Source organism: Mesorhizobium sp. LNHC252B00, assembly GCF_000502955.1.
Lineage (GTDB): Bacteria > Pseudomonadota > Alphaproteobacteria > Rhizobiales > Rhizobiaceae > Mesorhizobium.
The window spans coordinates 1-20,133 of sequence record NZ_AYWO01000035.1 but is presented as its reverse complement, the minus strand read 5'-3'; the positions used below and the strand labels follow the sequence as shown (position 1 = coordinate 20,133).

Annotated in this window: 17 protein-coding genes and 2 pseudogenes; 7 read left to right on the top strand and 12 right to left on the bottom strand. The window is 62.3% G+C overall.

Going from position 1 to position 20,133, the window contains the following annotated elements:
• Positions 1-157: 157 nt before the first annotated feature.
• The 4 genes from X744_RS143530 to X744_RS0138265 form a co-directional block, all read right to left on the bottom strand.
• Positions 158-1,645 (bottom strand): lipopolysaccharide biosynthesis protein, encoded by a 1,488-nt coding sequence (locus tag X744_RS143530; protein ID WP_023762234.1) that lies wholly within the window; start codon positions 1,643-1,645, stop codon positions 158-160.
• A 40-nt stretch (positions 1,646-1,685) separates the two neighbouring features.
• Positions 1,686-2,660: a glycosyltransferase family 2 protein gene (locus tag X744_RS143535; RefSeq protein WP_084025686.1), complete on the bottom strand. Its 975-nt coding sequence runs from the start codon at positions 2,658-2,660 to the stop codon at positions 1,686-1,688.
• A gap of 167 nt (positions 2,661-2,827) precedes the next feature.
• Positions 2,828-4,204 (bottom strand): ATP-binding protein, encoded by a 1,377-nt coding sequence (locus X744_RS143540; protein WP_023762232.1) that lies wholly within the window; start codon positions 4,202-4,204, stop codon positions 2,828-2,830.
• Complete coding sequence (locus X744_RS0138265; protein WP_031261093.1) at positions 4,201-4,857, bottom strand: response regulator; 657 nt, start codon at positions 4,855-4,857, stop codon at positions 4,201-4,203. Before X744_RS0138265 ends, X744_RS143540 begins: the two co-directional genes overlap by 4 nt.
• Positions 4,858-5,139: 282 nt before the next feature.
• Between X744_RS0138265 and X744_RS1000000175505 the strand changes: the two are divergent.
• Positions 5,140-5,223: pseudogene (locus X744_RS1000000175505) on the top strand (glutathione S-transferase family protein); the annotation flags it as partial.
• 23 nt (positions 5,224-5,246) lie between these two features.
• Here the strand turns inward: X744_RS1000000175505 and X744_RS143545 are convergent.
• The 3 genes from X744_RS143545 to X744_RS0138260 form a co-directional block, all read right to left on the bottom strand.
• Positions 5,247-5,480: a hypothetical protein gene (locus X744_RS143545; protein ID WP_023762229.1), complete on the bottom strand. Its 234-nt coding sequence runs from the start codon at positions 5,478-5,480 to the stop codon at positions 5,247-5,249.
• A 391-nt stretch (positions 5,481-5,871) separates the two neighbouring features.
• A complete protein-coding gene (locus X744_RS143550) occupies positions 5,872-6,591 on the bottom strand; it encodes a phosphatase PAP2 family protein (protein WP_023762227.1) in 720 nt (239 codons plus the stop codon).
• A 14-nt stretch (positions 6,592-6,605) separates the two neighbouring features.
• Positions 6,606-6,947 carry a hypothetical protein gene (locus X744_RS0138260; protein ID WP_031261091.1) on the bottom strand — a complete coding sequence of 114 codons (342 nt, stop codon included), beginning with the start codon at positions 6,945-6,947 and terminating at the stop codon, positions 6,606-6,608.
• Positions 6,948-7,119: 172 nt separating this feature from the next.
• On the opposite strand from X744_RS0138260, the gene X744_RS143555 reads away from it, so the two are divergent.
• Both X744_RS143555 and X744_RS143560 read left to right on the top strand, forming a co-directional pair.
• The gene (locus X744_RS143555) at positions 7,120-8,511 is read left to right on the top strand and encodes a sensor histidine kinase (protein WP_023762225.1); all 1,392 of its coding nucleotides are present in this window, start codon (positions 7,120-7,122) and stop codon (positions 8,509-8,511) included.
• On the top strand, positions 8,508-9,164 hold the full coding sequence (locus X744_RS143560) for a response regulator transcription factor (protein WP_023762224.1): 657 nt from the start codon (positions 8,508-8,510) through the stop codon (positions 9,162-9,164). Before X744_RS143555 ends, X744_RS143560 begins: the two co-directional genes overlap by 4 nt.
• 75 nt (positions 9,165-9,239) lie before the next feature.
• Here the strand turns inward: X744_RS143560 and X744_RS143565 are convergent, their stop codons facing one another.
• Positions 9,240-9,728: a hypothetical protein gene (locus X744_RS143565; protein ID WP_031261090.1), complete on the bottom strand. Its 489-nt coding sequence runs from the start codon at positions 9,726-9,728 to the stop codon at positions 9,240-9,242.
• A gap of 317 nt (positions 9,729-10,045) precedes the next feature.
• Positions 10,046-10,531, bottom strand: a complete 486-nt coding sequence (locus tag X744_RS143570; RefSeq protein ID WP_031261088.1) for a hypothetical protein — start codon at positions 10,529-10,531, stop codon at positions 10,046-10,048.
• 295 nt (positions 10,532-10,826) lie between these two features.
• Between X744_RS143570 and X744_RS143575 the strand changes: the two genes are divergently transcribed.
• Positions 10,827-12,830 (top strand): PhoX family phosphatase, encoded by a 2,004-nt coding sequence (locus tag X744_RS143575; RefSeq protein ID WP_023762221.1) that lies wholly within the window; start codon positions 10,827-10,829, stop codon positions 12,828-12,830.
• 130 nt (positions 12,831-12,960) lie between these two features.
• Here X744_RS143575 and X744_RS143580 read toward each other — a convergent pair whose 3' ends face one another.
• Complete coding sequence (locus X744_RS143580) at positions 12,961-14,151, bottom strand: NAD(P)/FAD-dependent oxidoreductase (protein ID WP_023762220.1); 1,191 nt, start codon at positions 14,149-14,151, stop codon at positions 12,961-12,963.
• A 359-nt stretch (positions 14,152-14,510) separates the two neighbouring features.
• Here X744_RS143580 and X744_RS04170 point away from each other — a divergent pair.
• Positions 14,511-15,594 (top strand): annotated as a pseudogene (locus X744_RS04170) (phosphatidylglycerol lysyltransferase domain-containing protein).
• 31 nt (positions 15,595-15,625) lie between these two features.
• Here the strand turns inward: X744_RS04170 and X744_RS143585 are convergent.
• Together X744_RS143585 and X744_RS143590 are read right to left on the bottom strand one after the other, a co-directional pair.
• Positions 15,626-16,387 carry an ABC transporter permease gene (locus X744_RS143585; RefSeq protein WP_031261086.1) on the bottom strand — a complete coding sequence of 254 codons (762 nt, stop codon included), beginning with the start codon at positions 16,385-16,387 and terminating at the stop codon, positions 15,626-15,628.
• A 14-nt stretch (positions 16,388-16,401) separates the two neighbouring features.
• Positions 16,402-17,328: an ABC transporter ATP-binding protein gene (locus X744_RS143590; protein ID WP_023762217.1), complete on the bottom strand. Its 927-nt coding sequence runs from the start codon at positions 17,326-17,328 to the stop codon at positions 16,402-16,404.
• 237 nt (positions 17,329-17,565) lie between these two features.
• Between X744_RS143590 and X744_RS143595 the strand changes: the two genes are divergently transcribed.
• Positions 17,566-18,927 (top strand): cytochrome ubiquinol oxidase subunit I, encoded by a 1,362-nt coding sequence (locus X744_RS143595; protein WP_023762216.1) that lies wholly within the window; start codon positions 17,566-17,568, stop codon positions 18,925-18,927.
• 108 nt (positions 18,928-19,035) lie between these two features.
• Positions 19,036-19,920, top strand: a complete 885-nt coding sequence (locus X744_RS143600; protein WP_023762215.1) for a cytochrome d ubiquinol oxidase subunit II — start codon at positions 19,036-19,038, stop codon at positions 19,918-19,920.
• Positions 19,921-20,133 lie beyond the last annotated feature (213 nt).

Sequence of the window (20,133 nt, the reverse complement as noted above, 5' to 3'; positions counted from 1 at the left end):
GCCATCCGAAAGGGGGTCCGGAGTTGGTCGTTCGGGGCACCAAGTCGCTGGCTCCGCCCAGAGCGAACAGACGCCGCGCAACGTGGTCGGCCGCGCCAAGGCCCCGCCGCACCGCCAGGCATCCAGTCATCCCGGCGAACATCGGCAAAAGCCCACGTCACGGAACCGATCCGCCATGGGCGAATTTCCGGTAGAAGCGGCCTCCCATCACGCTTGCCTCAAAGGCCAGCTCGATGATCCCTTTGCGGCTTGAGCTGAACACCATGACGACGCTCAGGAAGATGACATAGGACGCGACGAGAGAGATCAACAGCGTCACGAATGTGCCTGGCAGCGATGCCTTCAAGCTGTATTCCAGGACGCCGGTTATGATCGCTGAGACGCAGTACGGCCACAGGGTCTCCAGCAGCTGCCTGAAATCGAGTGGGCCGCGCCTTGTCGCCCCCCACCACAGGATCGGGCCCTGGATGGTGCCCACGCCTATGTAGAAGGCGGCGACCCCGGTTATTCCCCACGGCAATCCGCACACGAAAGAGGCGACAAACAGGGTGGAGCTCAGGGCGCCCCAGTTTCGCATTTCCCTGGTCCGGTCCTGGCTGATGAAAAGCCAGCCGGTGCTGCTGCTGATCGGTGCGAAGATGGCGCCAAAGGCAAGAATGGAAAATACCTGCGAAACCTCCGACCACCGCGGCCCCAGCAACGTGACGATAAGCAGCTGGCTGTTGACGATGGCGAATATCACCGCCGGGTAGGTGGCGAGAATTATCAGCTCCAGCATCCGAAAATAGAAACGGCGGTATGTTTCCGGCTCGTTCAAGGTTCTCGCAAGCGAAGGTAGCGCGACTTTCGCTATTGGCGTGGTGATCTGGCTGAGCGGCAGCAAGAGCAGCTTGTATGCCCGGTCATAGATGCCGAGAGGCATCTCGCCGAGGAAGCGGCCGATCAATATGTTGTCAAAATTCCTGGCGAAAAAGTTCAGGAAATTGAAGGACGTTATGTTGGCGCCAAAATTCAACAGATGGAAGTTCTGCGTTTGCAGAGCAGGCCTGCTCGGAACCCATCCGGCAAAGCACCAGGCCAGCAAAAGTGTGGTCAGCGATACCGCTATCTGGCTGTAGACGAGGGCCCAGTAGCCGGAGCCGTTCCAGGCAAAGAGCAGCCCTGTCACGGACCCGACCAGAAAGCTGAACAACTCGACCAGGGCTATTTTCGAGAAGAGAAGCTGCCGATTGAGCAAGGCCATATGCTGGGCGCAGAGACCGCCAATCACAAAGGTCGCGCTAAGGCCCGTCACGATGGGCACGACCCGGGGCTCTCTGAAAAAAGCACCTGCTGCCGGGGCAAGCGCTATCACCGCCAGGCAGATTGCCGCGCTCAGCCCGACATTGACCCAGAAGACGAAGCTGAGCTGCTCCTGGTTGATTTCATCCCTTTGGACCGTGGCCTGGGTCAGGCCGAAATCCGAAAACAGCGCCGCGAATGCGAACAATGGCGCCGCCATCGCCACGATGCCGAAATCCTCGGGCAGAAGAAGCCGGGCAATGAGGATCTGGTAGCAGAATTGCATCAGAAACTTCAGCGCCTGCGACCCGAAGTTGATGGCCGCCCCGTTCACCGAGGCGACCTTGAGTTCGGCCCGTGACATCCGGCTTTCAGAAAATGCAAATCGCTTGACCTGGGCCATTTCAACCAGCTTGAACAGTCGTGATTTTGTTTTTGGCCTTCCGCAGGATCGACGCGGCGATCCGCCAATCCATCATCCCGGCGGTCGCAAGCGGCAACAACCTCCTCTCGGCGATCAGTGCCTGGGTCTTGTACTCGGCCGACAGGCGCTTCATGGCGCGAATGCGCTCCTTGAGGAGGGAAACAAGTCTCGAATTGCCTGACAGCCGTCGATCGAGCAAAAGCGATTGCGACTGATCCACCTGGCCGTCGTAGTTCACCTTCGTCCTGCTCCAGCCGGCGCCTCGATGGGTGTACAAGTAGCCGCGAAAGTTGCTGGCCACGTACTTTGCGCCTTCGAGCAGCGCATCCGTCACAAAAAGAAAGTCCTCGCCATGACGAGAATTGGAGGGATAGCGCAGCGATCGATCCGCCAGGAATTTTCGCCTGAAGACCGGTTTGAGCAAACCCCAGTCAGTGTCGACGCCGAAGGGCCTCGCATGCGCCAGGAACGTCTCGATGTCGATCAGCGTCATATCTTTGGTGAACGCGATGGTCGCGGGACTGGAGGCGTCGCTTGCCGGATCGTAGTATGAGAACTTGTCGGTGACCATATCGGCGTCTTGTGCTGCGGCAATCTCGACAAGCCGCTCCACCCGCCCCGGCGCGTATGCATCATCGGCATCCAGGATTGCGATCCAGTCGCCGCTGGCAGCCTCCAGGCCGGCATTGCGGGCGGCTGAAGGCCCGCCATTCCTGGGCAGGTGAATGACTTTGACGCGGTTGTCCTGCCGCGACATTGCGCCGGCAACCTCCAGGGTTGCGTCGGTCGAGCAATCATCGACGACTATGATCTCGATAACTGCATCCCCCTGCGCCCTTGCGGAATTGACGGCGCGTTCGAGAAACGGAACCGCGTTGTAGGCGGCGATCAAGACCGAAACAGTAGGGCGTGCAAAGGGCGGTTTCTGGGCAGGGAAACGAAAATTAGCGTTCATCGGAAACCTCCGGGGAAACGAACCCGGTGGATCCCGCCAATTCCCGGGTTCTTGAGAAAGCCGCACCTCCCTATCAGCCGTCGCTGAGATCAGGATTAGGCCGCGATGAAGCGAAACTGAAATTGAAGCCGAAGCCTCACGCTGAGCCGATCAGCAGGGTTGTAACTTCAGGCTTGCCGCAACGTGACCGCGACGTGAAGGCCACCGCCGGGCGAAGGCGTGCTGAGGGCGATGTTCGCGGAAAGGCGCTCGACGATGCCCGAGACGATGGCGAGGCCCAGTCCGCTTCCTTCCACTTCGGGCACATTCACGCGATAAAACCGGCGGAATACCGCCTCGCGATGCTGAGGGGCGATGCCTGGGCCGCTGTCGGTGATTGAAAGCGTCCAGGCGCCGGGTTCAGGCGAGATCGAGACCTTGATTTTCCCGCCAGCCGGTGTGTACTTGATCGCATTGTCGATCAGATTGCCTATCAACAGGCGAAGCATGGGTTCGTCCGTTTTGACCTCGGCCGCCTCGTCTCCGTCGAGCGAGACATCATGTCGCTTGAGCGTGATGATCGTGCCGAACTCGGCGATCACCGACGCGGTGACATCATAGAGCCGGACCACTCTCAGCTCGACCGGCTGATGGCTGATGCGCGCCGCCTCCAGCATCTGCTTGACGAGACGGGTGGCCTTGTCGTTGCTGGCCGTCAGGTCGGCGAGGATCGTCTCCCGCTCCGTTTCGCTGTCGGCATGCGCCAGCATCTGCAGCAAAAGCTTTATCCCGGCATGAGGCGTTCGCAGCTGGTGCGCCGCCTGGTCGGCGAAGCGCCTTTCCGCCGTCAGCGACCGGTCGAGCTTGCTGAGCAACTGGTTCACCGACATGCCCAACGGATGCAGGTCGCGCGGCAACGCATCGATCGCGATGACGGAGAGGTCGTCGGGCGAACGGCTGCGGATCTGGCGGACCAGGCCGTGAATGGGTCCCAGGCCGTTGCTGATGCCATACCAAACCAGCAGCCCGATGACCGGCACCAACACCAGCAGCGGAAAGAACAGATTGAGCATGATGTTCGACACCAGCGTGTCGCGAAGGGCTCGCTTTTCGCCGACTTCCACGACGATGCCGGTGTTCGGGATCGGCAGCGAATAGACGAGCCATCGCTCGTTGGCATAATTCAGCTCGGTGAAGCCGGCCCTTTGGACTGGAACACTCTCGGGGAAGGCGCCGTTGGTAAAGATACGGATCCTGCCGTCCTTCCACAGGCGAAATACGTGCGCGTCGGCATAGTCGTCCGCCTGATCGTTCATGGCGAGCTGGTTGCCCATCGCAAAGTCCATATCCTTGACCTGCCTGGGCGGGTGGTTGCCCGGCTCCTCGATCTGATGTTCCAGCAGCGTCCAGAGAACGTTGGCGTCATTGATCAGCTTGGCGTCGTAGATGTTGTCGATCTCGCGCCTGGCTGAGCGGAAGGCGAGGACCCCGATGACTGCGATGGCGACGAGGATCGTCGGCGTTATCCGCAGAAAGAGCTTCCAGGTAAGGGTCAGGCGCCTCATGACTCGATCATGTAGCCGACGCCCCGGATGGAGCGGATGAAGTCGGCGCCGAGCTTTCTGCGCAGATTGTAGATGATGACCTCGGTCGTGTTGCTTTCCACCGCGCTGTCGGCGCTGTAGAGCGCGTATTCGATGTCGCTCTTGGTGACGTATTTGCCCGCCCGCTCCATCAGGAGCTTGAGCAGCCGGAATTCCTTGGCGGTCATCGCGATCTGGCCCTCGGCGCCGCGCACTACCATTGCCGCCGGATCCATTTCGATAGGGCCGCTTTTCAGGATGATCTCGGTGCGGCCCTCCCGCCGGCGCATGAGGGCGCGCAACCGTGCCAGCAATTCGTCGAGATCGAACGGCTTCACCAGATAGTCGTCGGCTCCGTTGTCAAGCCCTTCGACCTTCTGCAGGGACGTATCACGGGCGGTAAGCAGAAGAATCGGCACGGCATTGCGATTCTTCCGCGCCGAGCGCAGGACCTCAATCCCGTTCACCCCAGGCAGGTTGACGTCGAGCACGACCACATCGAAGACGAGGTCCTCGAGCCCCGCGATCGCAGCCTCGCCATCCTTCATCCAGTCCACCCCATAGGCATGCTTTTCGAGAGCCTTCTTCAGCGAAGAGCCGAGGATCAAATCGTCCTCAACCAGAAGCAGCCGCATGCGATGCCTTTCCGTTGCGGTGAATCGCCTGAATTCCCGAACCGATTTTGACCCAAGGACGCCATCGCGGCATTTTGCGGGCAAAATCAGGTTGCGGGCGGGGCGTCTCGTCACGGTTGCGAGAGCAAGCGAGAGGAGGTCCGGCGATGCGGCCGCGACCGTCAGGTTCGGCCCGCGAAACCCCATGGCTAGAGAAAACGAGGTAAGTACCTGACCATGAGAATGATCACGCACCCAACCTCGACAGCGTCATGCATCACCCGAAGGCCCCAATAATCCGCCATCATCACGGCCTTTGAACGGTCGCCCGACCGCGGCAAGAGGCAGGCCCGTGACATGCGTGTCAGCGGGGCGCTCGAAAAAGTGGCCGACCTTCAACCCGCGCGGTTCTACTGATCCGAGAACCTGACGCTCACGCCGTGCTGCCGAAAATAGGCCTGCATCAACTTGCGGCCCGAGCGGTTGTTCTGCGCCAGCTTGGTCGGAACGAACACCGCCTGTTTTGTTCCCTCTCGTGCCAGCGCTGCCTTAAGGCTCGCGATATGTACGTCGAGGTCGGCATTATCCGCCCGGAGCGAGGCATAGATGCATTCGATCGCTTCGGCCACGGTCAGTTCGCTCACAGGGGTCGTCCTTTGGTTGGTTAGGCGGGCGGCGGCTTACCACAGATTCGCGGCGCCGCCGATACCGATGAGACCGTCAGTGCACAGCGCCCGGGTTTTGCAAGCGACGACGGTGTCGCTCGAAGTGCAAAGATAGATACCAACCATTGGCGACCGTTGCAGCCTCGCTGGCGCGCTGCTGGTCATCGAGTTCTTAGCGTCCAATCACCAGCAGCCATTTTTCAGGATACTTCCCGAGGATTGCGCGTTAGGGTGTTCCAAACGGGCAGGGGGATAACGCGGTTGGCTATTTTCAAGACCTTCACGACATCGGCATGCTTGCTGTCGGTGGTTTTCCTGCTAACGGGTTGCGGGCATGGGCTGATCAACCGGCTGATCTAGTCTCCCGGCTCTAGTCTCCAGTCTCCTCGTCGCCGTTCGGGCGCTGCCCGCGCCACCGCTGCCATGTACGGGCAGCGAGCCAGCACAGCATCGCCCAGGCGAAGCCGGCGCACCAGCCGGCCAGCACATCCGACGGCCAGTGCACACCGAGGTAGACGCGGCTGATGCCGACCAGCAGCGTCGTCAGCACCGCCAGCGACAACACATAGATCTTCGTCGTTCGCCCAGGCAGAAAGCGCGCTGCCAGCGCGCCGAGCGTCAGATACGTCACCGCCGACAGCATGGCGTGGCCGCTCGGAAAAGACAGCGTTGTTTCGTTGGCGAGATGCGAGACGAGTTCAGGGCGGGGCCGGTCGATGCCAGCCTTCAGCAGGCTGGACAGCACCTGACCACCGGCCACCGCCACAAAGACGAAAAGGGCGGTCGCTGGCCTGCGGATAAGCAAGAGATAAAAAATTGCCGCTGCTACGATCAGCACCACCACGCTGCCGCTGCCCAGGCTGGTGATGTCGCGCATCGCCCCCTCCAGCCAGGGCGGACCGATCGGACTGTCGGGCTGGCCTGCCTTGCGGAACGCGAGCAGGATTTCGGTGTCGAAAGCGTGCGGCGTGGCGGCCCGCGCCACCTCGATCAATTCCTCGAGCCCCCACAGGCCGGCGGCGATGACCAGACCGGCCAGAAGCACCGGGAATTCGACACGGTTGAGCAGAGCGTTCGCGGCGTTCTTCATCGGCAATTCGCCCGTTACAATCGGCCTTGTAGATAGGGTCCGAGCGTGATCAGTGCCACGGCTGCGATTGCCAGAATGATGCCGGTGGCCTGCAACGCGTTGACGCGCTCGCCGAAGAAGACCAGTGCGACGGCATTCACTGAAACCAGCTGGATGACTGCCGACAGGCTGAATGACACCGACATGCCGAATTCGCGGATCAGCCGCAGCATGATCAGATTGCCCAAGGAATAGAGCGCCAGCGTCAGCAGGATCTTGCCAAGGCTCGGCGCAAGGCCCCACTGTTTGGCGGCGGTGGCCGCCAGCAGGAAGATGACCGTCGAAAAGCCGAGCTGAAGCAATCCCGAAAGACTCAATGTTTCATCCCCCTCTCGAAGCAGCTCCCGCCGCGTGAGTTCGCGGACGTTGTTTCCGAAGCGTGCCGGGACGTCAAGCGACCTCGACCGAACGTAGGCCTTGGCAACAGCAAGGCGGAAGCCCAATGTATTGAAATCGCCCAGCCTATCATTGAAGGGCGGTCAGGGGCTCATGATTCGTATTGTTCAAAACTTGGCGCGGCGCTGGAGCGAGCTTTCCCTTGCCCTGCAATTCGTCGTTGCCGGTGGCTTTGGCCTGCTGGCCGTCATGCTGGTGGTGGGAGCCTGGGTGACGGGTCAGATCCGGGATGGCGTCATCCGCAATTCGGCCGCCACGACGGCGCTGTATGTCGACAGCGTGATTGCGCCCCTGCTCCCGGACCTGCGCAAGCAACAGAAGCTCAGCGACTCCGTCAAGCAGGCGCTAGACGAGACGCTTGGCCAGGGCGCGCTCGGCAAGCGCCTCGTATCTTTCAAGCTCTGGAGCCGTGACGGCACGGTTCTCTACGCCAAGGAGACGGCGCTGATCGGCCGCCGCTTCGATCCGAGCGACAATCTGCGTTCCGCCTTCAAAGGCAGTGTCGTCGCCGAATTCAATACGTTCGATGATAGTGAAGGTGAGGAGAAGGCTTCCGGCCTGCCATTGCTGGAGATCTACAATCCCGTGCGCGAGCCGTGGTCCGGCGAGGTGGTGGCAGTCACCGAATTCTATGAGATCGCCGACGACTTCAAAGCCACGCTGGCTTCCGCTTTGTGGTCAAGCTGGCTGATCGTCGCCGGCGCGACGCTGGCGGCCTTCCTGCTCCTGTCGGGCATCGTCCTGCGCGGCAGCCGCACCATCGACGATCAGCGCGGGGCGCTGCGCCGCCAGGTGTCGGAGCTGCAGGGCCTGGTGACGCAGAACAGCGCCTTGCGAGTGCGCGTGCAGCGGGCGTCCCGTCGCGCCACCGCGCTCAACGAAAGGTATTTGCGCCGAATCGGCGCCGATCTGCATGACGGTCCGGCACAACTCGTGGCCCTGGCGGCGCTGCGCATGGATAGTCCGGTGTTTTCCGGCGATGGCCATTCGGGCGAAAGCCGCTCCACCGAGGTCGCAATGATCCGCAAGACACTGGAGGATGCGTTGCGCGAGATACGCGGTATCTGCACCGGCCTCGTCCTGCCGCAGATCGAGACGGCTGCCGCAAACGACATTCTGCGGCTGGCGGTCAACGAACACCAGCTGAGGACGGGAACGTCCGTGACCCTCACGCTGGCCGGACAGTTGCCAGAGCCCGGCGCGTCGGAGAAGATCAGTATCTATCGGTTCGTGCAGGAAGGGCTGAACAACGCCTATCGCCACGCGCGAGGCAAGGATCAGGCGGTGAGTGCCGGAATGAAGGGTGGCAGGCTTTACGTTGAAGTATCGGATGCCGGGCCAGGCTTCGATCCGGCACGGGACGAGGGCCTCGGGCTCGCCGGCCTCAGAGAGCGGGTCGAAAGCATTGGCGGCCAGTTTGAAACCTTGACCGGGCCGCAAGGCACGCGTCTGGTAATCCGTCTATCGGTCGAGGAGCAAGCATGACTGGTGTCATTCGCATCGCCATTGTCGACGATCATCCCCTCTTCCGCGAAGGTGTGACGCGCAGCCTATCGGAGATCGGAGGCTTCGATATGGTTGGCGAGGGTGCCACGGCGCAGGATGCCGAACGCATCGTCTCGACCGTTCGGCCGGACATATTGCTGCTCGATATTTCGATGCCGGGCGGCGGCCTGGCCGCGGTTGCGGGGATCCTCGCCGGCCATCCCGCCCAGAAGATAGTCATGCTGACCGTTTCGGAGGCCAATGCCGATGTGACCATGGCCCTGAATGCAGGGGTGTGCGGCTATGTGCTCAAAGGCATCGGATCGCGCGCGCTTGCCGATATCCTGCGCAGCGTGGCGGCCGGCGAAAGCTATCTTTCGCCGACGCTCTCGGCTCGCCTGCTTTCGGATCTCCAGTCCCAGCATCCGACCAACGGCAATGCGGACCGGCTGCGGCAACTCACGGAACGGCAGACGGAAATTCTGCGGCTGGTGGCGGAGGGGCTAAGCAACAAGGAAGTCGCGTTGCGGCTGGAGCTGCAGGAGAAGACCGTCAAGCATCACATGACCGGGGTGCTGTCGAAACTCAATGTGCGCAACCGCACCGAAGCGGCTTTGATGATGCGTGAGCTGCGCGACCGCAACCAGTCTTAAACCCCCAAACGAGGTCACCTCCGCCGGGGGCGACGGAGGTGACGTGTGAGGCCGGCCGTTGCCTGTTGGTCGGCTTCACAAGGCCTTGAGACGGCCGACGTCGGCTGGTGTGGCCCGGCGGTCGATGATCGTGCGACCGAGCGCATCCTCCATCCTGAAACGACCGTTCTCGAGCTTTTCCGTTATGCCGTCGGGATGCCGGATCGTGATCTTGTTGCCTGTCACGTCGACCTCGTCGCCGGTCGTTGCATTGACATGGCTCGCGCTGTTGCCGTTCTTACCCTTGTTGGCACCCGACTTGCCGGCATTGCCACTGTTGCCATTCCCGCTGCTGCTGCTGCTGTTGCCGCCACTGCTACCGCTATTGCCGCCGCCGCCATTTCCGCCACCGCCGTTTCCACCGCCGCCGCCGTTGCCGCCACCCTTGCCGGCCTGTGCGCTGGCGCCGTAAATCGCGGGTACGGAGCCGTGGAAGGCAATTTGATAGGGAGCGATGGTCAACGCCAGCGCAGCCGCGGATCTAAGCGCAAGCCGGCAACAAGGCGTTGTGAGCGATCTGTGCATCCTGATCTCCGTCGATTGAGCCCGGCGCGCCCACCCTCAACGTTGCAGTTGCAACCAACATCGCCGAAAGACGCGGTGCCCGGAAGCGACCGCCGACCGTTGCCGTTGTCACCCAGGACCTTTGCAAGCGCAAGATTGGACTAAAGTCCTAATCGCATGCTATATTAGCTTTGTATGAACGGCGCCGCGATCGCCATCGTCGAGCGGGATACTGGGTTTCCATGATGCCTGACGACGGCAAACGCCGAACATCAAGTCACCTCCGCCGGGGGCGGCGGAGGTGACTGCGAAGCAGGCCGTTGCCTGGGTGGCCTGCCTCACAAAGCCTGAAGACGACTGTAATCGCGCGCCGTCGCTGCACGTTCGACGATCGTTCGGCCGAGCGCATCCTTCATCTCGAAACGGCCGTTCGCGATCTCTTCGGTGGTGCCATCGGGATGCTGTACCTCGATCTTGTTGCGATCCACGTCAACCTTGTCGCCAGTGGCCGCGTTGACATGATGGCCGGCTCCGCCATCGTTTTGGCTTTTTCCGGATCCGGAATTGTCGGTGGCGCTATGATCGTTGCTGGCGCCGTCGTCGCCGCCACCAGACCCGGAATTGCCGCTGTTTCCGCTGCCGCCGCTTCCGCCGCTTCCACCAGCGCCACCATCATGTCCGCTATCCTTGGCGTGTGCGGCTGCGGCAATGAGGCCGGGCGCGGAGCCGTTGAAGGCGAGTTGATAGGGGGCGACAGCCAGCGCCAATGCCGATGTTGCTCTCAGAGCCAGCCAACGAAAGCGGGCGGGGGTCGATCCGCGCATCACGGATCCTCCTATACATCAGGCCGATGCCGGCTTTGGCAAGCGGCCGACTATTGCCGGCATAGTGGCCTTGGCATAGGGGGCCCACGACCAATGCCGCGCCGACAGGGACCTTTGCTCGGCCTGAGCAGGACTTTGGTCCCTCGCGTCGCTCGGTTGCGAAAAGGGTCGGCTGGCGGGTCGTGAAATCCGGTGAAAGCGACTGGAGATGTCACGAAAATGTGATCGACCGGCTATAAGGGGTTAAACAGGCAACACGCTCCAGCCATCGCCCAAAGCCAGAGGCAAGTCCCAAATGACCGAAAAACGCTCCCCCGACGCCCGATTCCGCACCAGCCTGCTCGAGGAAAACGACGGCCCCGCAACCAACCCTACGGACAACCGCACCATGGGCGAGATCATCGCCGCGCGGTTCTCGCGCCGTGGCTTCCTCAAAGGTTCACTGGCCGTCTCGGCCATCGCCGCAACCGTTAGTCCGCTGGCGCTGGTCAGTGCGGACGAGGCCCGGGCCGCAGAAGGCTCCGCCTTCGCGTTCGACGAGTTGGAGGCCGGCATCGACGACAAGCACCATGTTGCACCCGGCTACGACGCCGATGTGCTGTTACGCTGGGGCGATCCGCTGTTTGCCGATTCACCGGAGTTCGACCCGACGAAACAGTCGGCGCAGGCGCAGGCGAAACAATTCGGCTACAACAACGACTATGTCGGCTATCTCCCGATCGACGGTTCGGCCGAACACGGCCTGCTGGTCGTCAACCACGAATACACCAACCCGCATCTGATGTTCCCGGGCATCGTCAGGATCGTCGACAAGGACGGCAAGAAGTCGGCCGAGGTCGCACCGCTCTCTAAGGAGCAGGTCGATGTCGAGATGGCAGCCCACGGCGGCACCATCGTCGAGATCCGCAAGGTCTCGGGCAAATGGCAGGTGGTGCGCGACGGCAAGCTCAACCGCCGCATCACCTCCAACACCGAAATGGCGCTGTCCGGTCCGGTCGCCGGCCACGACCGCGTCAAGACCAATGCCGACCCGTCCGGCACCAAGGTGTTCGGCACGTTCAACAACTGCGCCGGCGGTGTCACCCCCTGGGGCACCTATGTGATGGCCGAGGAGAACATCCACGGCTATTTCTCCGGCGACCTGCCGGAGGGCCACAAGGAGGCCGCCAACTACAAACGCCTGGGCATTCCCGAAGGCGCCTATGAGTGGGCCGCACATTACGACCGTTTCGACCTTGCCAAGGAGCCCAACGAGGCCAATCGCTTCGGCTGGATCGTCGAGGTCGATGTCAACGACCCGACCTCGACGCCGAGGAAGCGCACCGCCATGGGCCGCTTCAAGCACGAGGGCGCCGAATCGATCGTCGCCAAAGATGGCCGCGTCGTCTTCTATCTCGGCGACGACGAGCGCTTCGACTATGTCTACAAATTCGTCACCAAGGGTACGTTCGATCCGAACGACCATGCCGCCAACAAGGATCTGCTCGACGACGGCACGCTGCATGTCGCCAAGTTCGCCGAGGACGGTTCGGTCGAATGGCTGCCGATCGTCTTCGGCCAGGCGCCGCTGACGACCGAAAACGGCTTTGCCAGCCAGGCCGACGTGCTGATCGAGACACGGCGCGCCGCCGACCTGCTCGGCGCCACCAAGATGGACCGCCCCGAAGACATCCAGCCCAATGGTGTCAACGGAAAGGTCTATGTCATGCTGACCAACAATTCGAAGCGCAAGGCCGACCAGGTCGATGCCGCCAACCCGCGCGCCGAAAACACCTTCGGCCACATCATCGAGATATCGGAGGATGGCGGCGATTTCACTGCCACCAAGGGCAAGTGGGAAGTGCTTTTGAAATGCGGCGATCCCTCGGTGGCCGATGTCGGCGCCACCTTCTCGACGGCAACGACGGCCAATGGCTGGTTCGGCATGCCCGACAATTGCGCGGTCGATTCGGCTGGGCGCCTATGGGTGGCCACCGACGGCCAGGGCCCGAAAGCCACCGGCCGCACCGACGGCCTGTGGGCGGTCGACACCGAAGGCTTGGCGCGGGCGACCTCGAAACTGTTCTTCCGCGTGCCGATCGGCGCCGAAATGTGCGGCCCGCTGTTCGCGCCCGACGACCAGACTGCCTTTGTCGCCGTCCAGCATCCGGGCGACGGCGGCGAGGACTGGGAGCCGTTCGGCCGCCCGTCCTATTACGAGGACCTGTCGACGCGCTGGCCCGACTTCAAGCCCGACATGCCAGTGCGGCCGGCGGTGGTCGCGATCACCAGACAGGGCGGCGGCAAGATCGCGGTCTGATATTAAAGCGCGTCGCGTCGAAATGGATCCATGCGACGCGCTTTAGGTCTTTGTTTCCATGCACAATGCCGGAATGGTCGAGGAGGACTTGATGATTGAGGTCGTCGAGTCCCGGCGGCTCGAACCGAAATCAGCGTGAGGCACCGGATGAGGCGCCAGCGGCACCTGCAATCCGTTTGGCGATCGCCTTGGCCAGGATGCCGGCATTGGCGAAACAGCCGCGAATGCTTGGCCGCATGCCGGTGAACCACAGGCCGGGGAATTTCGGATCGGATTGGCCGCCATTGAAGAGCGGAACGCCCTTGCCGTCGAGCACGCCGAGCTTGCCGACCATGGGCTCCAGCCCGGTGCGATAGCCCGTCGCGGCAATGACGATGTCGGGATAGACCAGGCTGCCATTGGCCAATATCACGCCGTCGCGGGTGAATTCCCGTATGGCCGGCACCACGGTGATCTTGCCCGATTTGATGGCGCTGACGGCGCCGTCGTCGGCGGCGATCGCTGTGTAGTCCGAGGTCAACCGGCTGGCGCCGCCCGAGGGCGCTGGCGGAAGGCCGAATTTGGTCAGGTCGCCGAAGACCAGGCGCTGCGTTGCTGCCATCACCGCATCGGCGATCCGCAACGGCAAGCGCGCCATGAGCGGCGAAAGCCTATGCACGGCGATCTTGCTGATCCGCTTGGGCAGCAAAGCGGGGCCGTTGCGGGCCGACAGCCAGATGGCTGCCGTGGCTATGCCGGCCAGATGATTGAGCGCGTCGAAACCCGAATTGCCGGCGCCTACGACCAGCACTTTTTGGCTCGCATAGCCCTGCGCGTCGCCGAAATCCGCCGAATGGATGATGCGGCCGGCGAAATCCTTCATGCCTTTCCATTCGGGAATGAATGGCAACCTGTCGCGGCCAGTGGCAATGACGACATTGCGCGCAAGGCGCAGTCCGGCGCTGGTCCGCAACGCCCAATGATCGCCCTTGAAGGTGATCTCTTCGACAGCGACGCCAAACTGCACCGGCAGCTGGTTCTCCCCACTGAAATCATTCATATGGCGGATGACGGCCGTCCTTTGCGGAAAAGCAGGCGTGCCGGGGGGATAGGCAAGGCCGGGCAGCGAAGAGAGATCGCGGTGGGTGTTGAGATGCAACTGCTGGTGCCGCCGGTGCCAGGGCTCGGCCAGCCGGCTTTCCTTTTCCAGGATCGCCGTCGGCACGCCAGCATTCATCAGGGCATGCGCCGCGACCAATCCGGCAACACCGGCGCCGACGACGATTGCCGGCTCGACCGTTATCGGCAGGTCCGCAACCGACCGGATTGTCGTATCAGTCATTCACCCTCGAATCCCCATTCGACCCGTCCTTCCGCATGGCTCGCAGAACACTGTAACCGTTTGACCCCGCGCAGTATCCATACAACAAACTGCTGCCGATTTTCGAGCCATATACGATTTTCGAGCCATCCATTGGGCCGCGGTTGCGCTCTATATGGCATATGCGCGATATCAGCGGTAATCAGGTCGCGGCAATGTGATTGATTCGAGGCCTTGGGGGGCTGGCTGGTCTTTGTCATCCTCACGCGCATGCCCGGAGTCAGGGTTCGGTTTTCGAGGTCATGCGCAGAATCAAAGTGTTACAGCACCTTTGCGCGTCTTGAACGCACGGCGCTGTGGCGGCACGCGGAATCTCGGCCATGCCCTCCTTGCGGATCTATTTCGACAAAATCCTCGAGGGCGCCGCACCCAAGGTGGCGCGGCAGGAGCTGACGCATGTCGAGCGCCTGGCGCTGGTTCGCCGCCATGGCGACTTCTCGCTCGCCTATTCAAGCGCCGTTCAAAACAAGCTTTCCTATTTCGGCGACTCCGACGGCTACATCGCCTTCGGCACCAAGATGAAGCATCATTTCGCACTGGGCGATCCGGTGGCGGCTCCAACGCTGCGGCCCGACTACATCAGACGCTTCGTCGAGACCGGCGGCAGCCCGTGGTTCGTGCAGATCGGCGAGGAGACCGCGCGCGTGCTGGCCGGGCTCGGCTACAAGGTCAATCGGCTCGGCATCGATACCCGCCTCACCCTGCCTGATCATGATTTTTCCGGAAGGCGCAACGAGACCGTGCGCTACTCCGAGCGCTGGCTGTTAAAGAAGGGCTTCTCGTTCGAAGAGGACAAGCGCACGATCCACCTCGACGAGATCGCCCGGCTTTCCGACAACTGGCGCGGCGACCGCATCGTCAAGCGTAGGGAAATGGGCTTTCTCAACCGCCCGTTCGCCGACCATCTGGGCACCGATATGCGCCGTTTCGTCCTGCATGGTCCCAATGGCGAGCTGGTCGCCTTGCTCGACTTCGACCCGTTGTATCGCGACGGCAAGGTCATCGGCTACACCACCGCCTTCAAGCGCAAGCATATCGATGCCTCGCCGCATGCCGAGATCGGCCTGACCAAATTCGCCGTCGACCGCTTTCGCGACGAGGGCATTTCGGTGGTGACGCTCGGCCTGTCGCNGCTTTCGCGAAGAGGGCATATCGGTGGTCACGCTTGGCTTGTCGCCGCTCGTCGACATCGGGCCGAGCGGATTTGCCGAGAGCGACTTCTGGCGCAACACTTTTCAGCGCGCCTACGACTCTGCCTGGGTCAACCGCCGCAGGTTCAACCTGCAAGGCCAGGCGGCATTCAAGCGCCGTTTCCATGGTGTCGAGGAGCCGGTCTACATCGCCTTCCGCAAGGGGACGCATGTCGAGATGCTGGGGTTGCTGCGGCTGGTCAAGGCGATCTAGACCTGCCTGCGGCTCAGTATACTTTCGCCGCTCAGTTTCTCAGCCGGTAACCCGTCCTGAATATCCAGGCGACGATCGTTATGCAGATGGCCAGGAAGACGACCGTCATGCCGAGGCTGATGCCGACCGAGACGTCGGACTTGCCGTAGAAGCTCCAGCGGAAGCCGCTGATCAAATAGACGACCGGGTTGAACAGCGTCACCGTGCGCCATATGCCGGGCAGCATGTTGATCGAATAGAAGCTGCCGCCGAGGAAGGTCAGCGGCGTGATGATCAGCAGCGGTACCAGCTGCAACTGCTCGAAACTCTTGGCCCAGATGCCGATGATGAAGCCGAACAGGCTGAAGGTCACCGCCGTCAGCACCAGGAAGGCGACCATCCAGAACGGGTGCAGGATGGTGAGCGGCACGAACAGCGACGCCGTCGCCAGGATGATAAGGCCGAGGATGATCGACTTGGTCGCGGCACCGCCGACATAGGCGATGACGATCTCCAGATAGGAGACCGGCGCCGACAGCAATTCGTAGATCGAGCCGACGAATTTCGGGAAGTAGATGGCAAAGGAGGCGTTGGAGATCGACTGCGTCAACAGCGACAGCATAATCAGGCCCGGCACGATGAAGGCGCCGTAGCTGATGCCGTCGATCTCGGTGATGCGCGAGCCGATGGCCGAGCCGAAGACGACGAAATACAGCGATGTCGAGATGACCGGCGAGACGATGCTTTGCAGCACGGTGCGGAAGGCACGCGCCATTTCCACACGGTAGATCGCCCATACTGCACGTAGATTCATGGCCGTGGGCAGGTTCATGGCTCTCTTCTCACCAGGTTGACGAAGATCTCCTCGAGCGAACTGTTTTGCGTGTCGATGTCACGGAACTGGATGCCGCCCGCCTCGAGGTCGCGGATGAGCGAGGCGACGCCCGGCCGCTCGGCCTGGTTGTCGTAGGTGTAGGTCAGCTGCCCGCCATCGCCCGACAGCTCCAGCGCGTAGTGCGAGAACGCTTCCGGAATTGCGGGCAGCGGATTGCGCAGTTCAAGCACCAGCCGCTTGCGGCCGAGCTTGCGCATCAGTTCGGCCTTGTTCTCGACGAGGATGATCTCGCCGCGGTTGATGACGCCGACGCGGTCGGCCATCGCCTCGGCTTCCTCGATGTAATGCGTGGTTAGGATGATGGTGACGCCGTCCTCGCGCAGCCGGCGCACCATCGCCCACATGTCCTGGCGCAACTCGACATCGACCCCGGCGGTCGGCTCGTCGAGGAACAGGATCCGCGGCTCATGCGACAGCGCCTTGGCGATCATCAGCCGGCGCTTCATGCCGCCCGACAGGGTGATCGCCTTAGCGTCCTTCTTGTCCCACAGCGACAGGTCGCGCAGCACCTTCTCTACGAAGGCCGCGTTGGCCGGCCTGCCGAACAGGCCACGGCTGTAGTTGACCGTCGCCCAGACGCTCTCGAAGGCGTCGATGGTCAGCTCCTGCGGCACCAACCCTATCAGGCTGCGCGCGGCGCGATAATCCCTGTTGATGTCATGACCGTCGACTGTGACGGTGCCCGACGAGCGGTTGACGATGCCGCAAACGATCGAGATCAGGGTCGTCTTGCCGGCGCCGTTGGGCCCAAGCAGCGCAAATATCTCGCCACGCTGGATGTCGAGATTGACCTCCTTGAGCGCGGTGAAACCAGTAGCGTAGGTCTTGGAGACCCCGGAAATAGACAGGATGGAAGACATGGCTGAAAACGGCTGCTTGAAAGAGGTTCCCTGATATAGGCCGAATGTCGTCCCATGCAACTGCAAGTCAATGCCGTTGCTGACAGTTCTCGACAACGATTGCGGGCGTCGGGGCCGGGGACGCCGAGGCCATATCGGGGGCCCTGCGGCGTTCCGCCCTGCGTGACGCGACGCCGCTTTGACCGGGCACGGCTCGCGCCCTATTCTTCCAGGCATTCGTAGCAGCCGGAGCCCACCATGGACCCGCTCGTCCTGTCGCGCATGCAATTCGGCGCGAATATCTCGTTCCACATCCTGTTTCCGACGATCACCATTGCGCTTGGCTGGGTGCTGCTGTTCTTCAAGCTGCGCTACAACGCGACGAATGATTCCGCTTGGATGCGCGCCTATTTCACGTGGGTGAAGGTGTTCGCGCTGTCGTTCGCCATGGGCGTCGTGTCGGGCGTCACCATGAGCTTCCAGTTCGGCACCAACTGGCCGGGCTATATGAAAACGGTCGGCAACATCGCCGGACCGCTGCTGGCGTACGAAATCCTCACCGCTTTCTTCCTCGAAGCGGCCTTCCTCGGCATCATGCTGTTCGGCTTCCGCCGCGTCTCCAACCGCATCCACACGCTGGCGACGGTGCTGGTGGCGGGCGGCACCACCGTCTCGGCCTTCTGGATCATCGCGCTCAATTCCTGGATGCAGACACCGGCCGGCTTCGAGATCCGCGATGGCGTGGCGCATGCCGTCGACTGGTGGGCGATCCTCTTCAACCCATCGATGCCCTACCGGCTGACCCATATGCTGCTCGCCTCCGGGCTGACGGTATCATTCCTGATATCGGGCCTGTCGGCACTGCGCTATCTCAACGGCGACCGCTCGGAATCGATGTGGAAAGCGCTGCGCACCGGTGTCTTCACCGCGGCAATCCTGATCCCGATCCAGATCTTCGCCGGCGACCAGCATGGGTTGAACACGCTGGAGCACCAGCCGCAGAAGATCGCCGCCATGGAAGCCAACTGGAACACCGGCCCCAACGTGCCGCTGGTCCTTTTTGCGCTCCCCGACGAGGCGGCCCGCGAAAACAAATTCGAGATCGCCATTCCCGACGGCGCCAGCCTGGTGCTGCGGCACTCGACCAGCGGTGTGGTGCCGGGCCTCAACGACTATCCCGGAAACCATCCGCCGGTGTTTCCGGTGTTCTGGGGCTTTCGCATCATGGTCGGAACCGGCATCCTGATGCTCCTCGTCTCGTGGTCGGCCGCCTTTTTCCTCAAGCGTCGGCACAGCCTGCCGAAGCCGCTCGCTTTGCTGATGGTGCCGATGGCACTGTCGGGCTGGCTGGCGACGCTGGCCGGCTGGTACACCACCGAGATCGGCCGCCAGCCCTGGCTGGTGACCGGCGTGCTGAAAACCGCCGATGCGGTCGGCCCGGTGGCCGGCAGCCATGTCGCCCTGACGCTCGCCATCTACCTTGTCCTCTATGTGCTGTTGCTGATCGCTTTTCTCGGCGTGCTGGTGCACCTGGCGCTGAAGGCGGCGAAGGATGGCGATAATTCGCCGCTGCCGGGCGTGCTCAATGCGCCGATGTCGCAGCCGGCCGCGGGGGAGTGAGGAATGGTCCGCGCAGTGGACGAAAAGCCAACGATTTGGCTTTTCGAATGACGAACGCCCGCAGCCATAGCGAAGGACAGAAGCCGTAATGAGAAGGACGAGAGATCAATGACCTTCGACTGGCCAACCGCGCTCCCCCTCATCTTCGCTGGCCTGATGGGCCTCGCCATCCTGATCTACGTCATCCTCGACGGTTTCGACCTCGGCATCGGCATCCTGTTCGCCGCCGCCGAAGACACTGAGCAGGACACCATGATCGCCGCGATCGGCCCGTTCTGGGATGCCAACGAAACCTGGCTGGTGCTGGCCGTCGGCCTGCTGCTGGTCGCGTTCCCGCAGGCGCATGGCGTCATCCTGACCGCGCTCTACATTCCTGTGTTCGTGCTTCTGGTCGGGCTGATCCTGCGCGGCGTCGCCTTCGATTTCCGCGCCAAGGTGCCGACCGAGCACAAGCACCGCTGGAACCGTATTTTCTTCCTGGGTTCCATTATCGCTTCGCTGGCGCAGGGCTATATGCTGGGCGTCTACGTGCTCGGCCTCGATGTCGGCTTCGGCGGCATGGCGTTTGGCGTGCTGGTGGCTTTCTGCCTGGCCGCGGCCTACGCGGCGATGGGCGCGGCCTGGGTGATCTACAAGACCGAGGGCGAGTTGCAGAAGAAGGCGGTGCGCTGGCTGCGCACGACGCTGGTGCTGACCGCGCTCGGCATGGTCGCCATCTCGCTGGCAACGCCCCTCGCCAGCCCGCGNCGCCATTCGCTGACGCCGTTCCTGACGCTGGCCGCGATCTTCGCGCTCGGCTTTGCCGGGCTGGCCTGGTCGTTCTATCCTTTCGTGGTGCCCGATCGCCTGACCATCTGGCAAGCGGCCTCGGCACCGGAAAGTCTGGCCATCATCCTGGCCGGCACCGTGGTCGTGCTGCCGATCATCATCTTCTATTCCTTCTATGCCTACCGCGTGTTCGGCGGCAAGGCGACGGATTTGACGTATGATTGAGATGACGGGGGCGCGAGGCGCCCCCCCCTCTGGCCTGCCGGCCATCTCCCCCTCAAGGGCCCTCAAGGGGGGAGATTACGCGTTTAGTCGCCTTCGCCGATCTCTGACGTCGCAAGAATGTGCAGAGCGCCGGAGCCGCCAATCTCCCCCCTTGAGGGCAGGGGAATCGCACATGAGTACAAAGGGACTCTTGTGTGGTGTGCGGAAATCGAT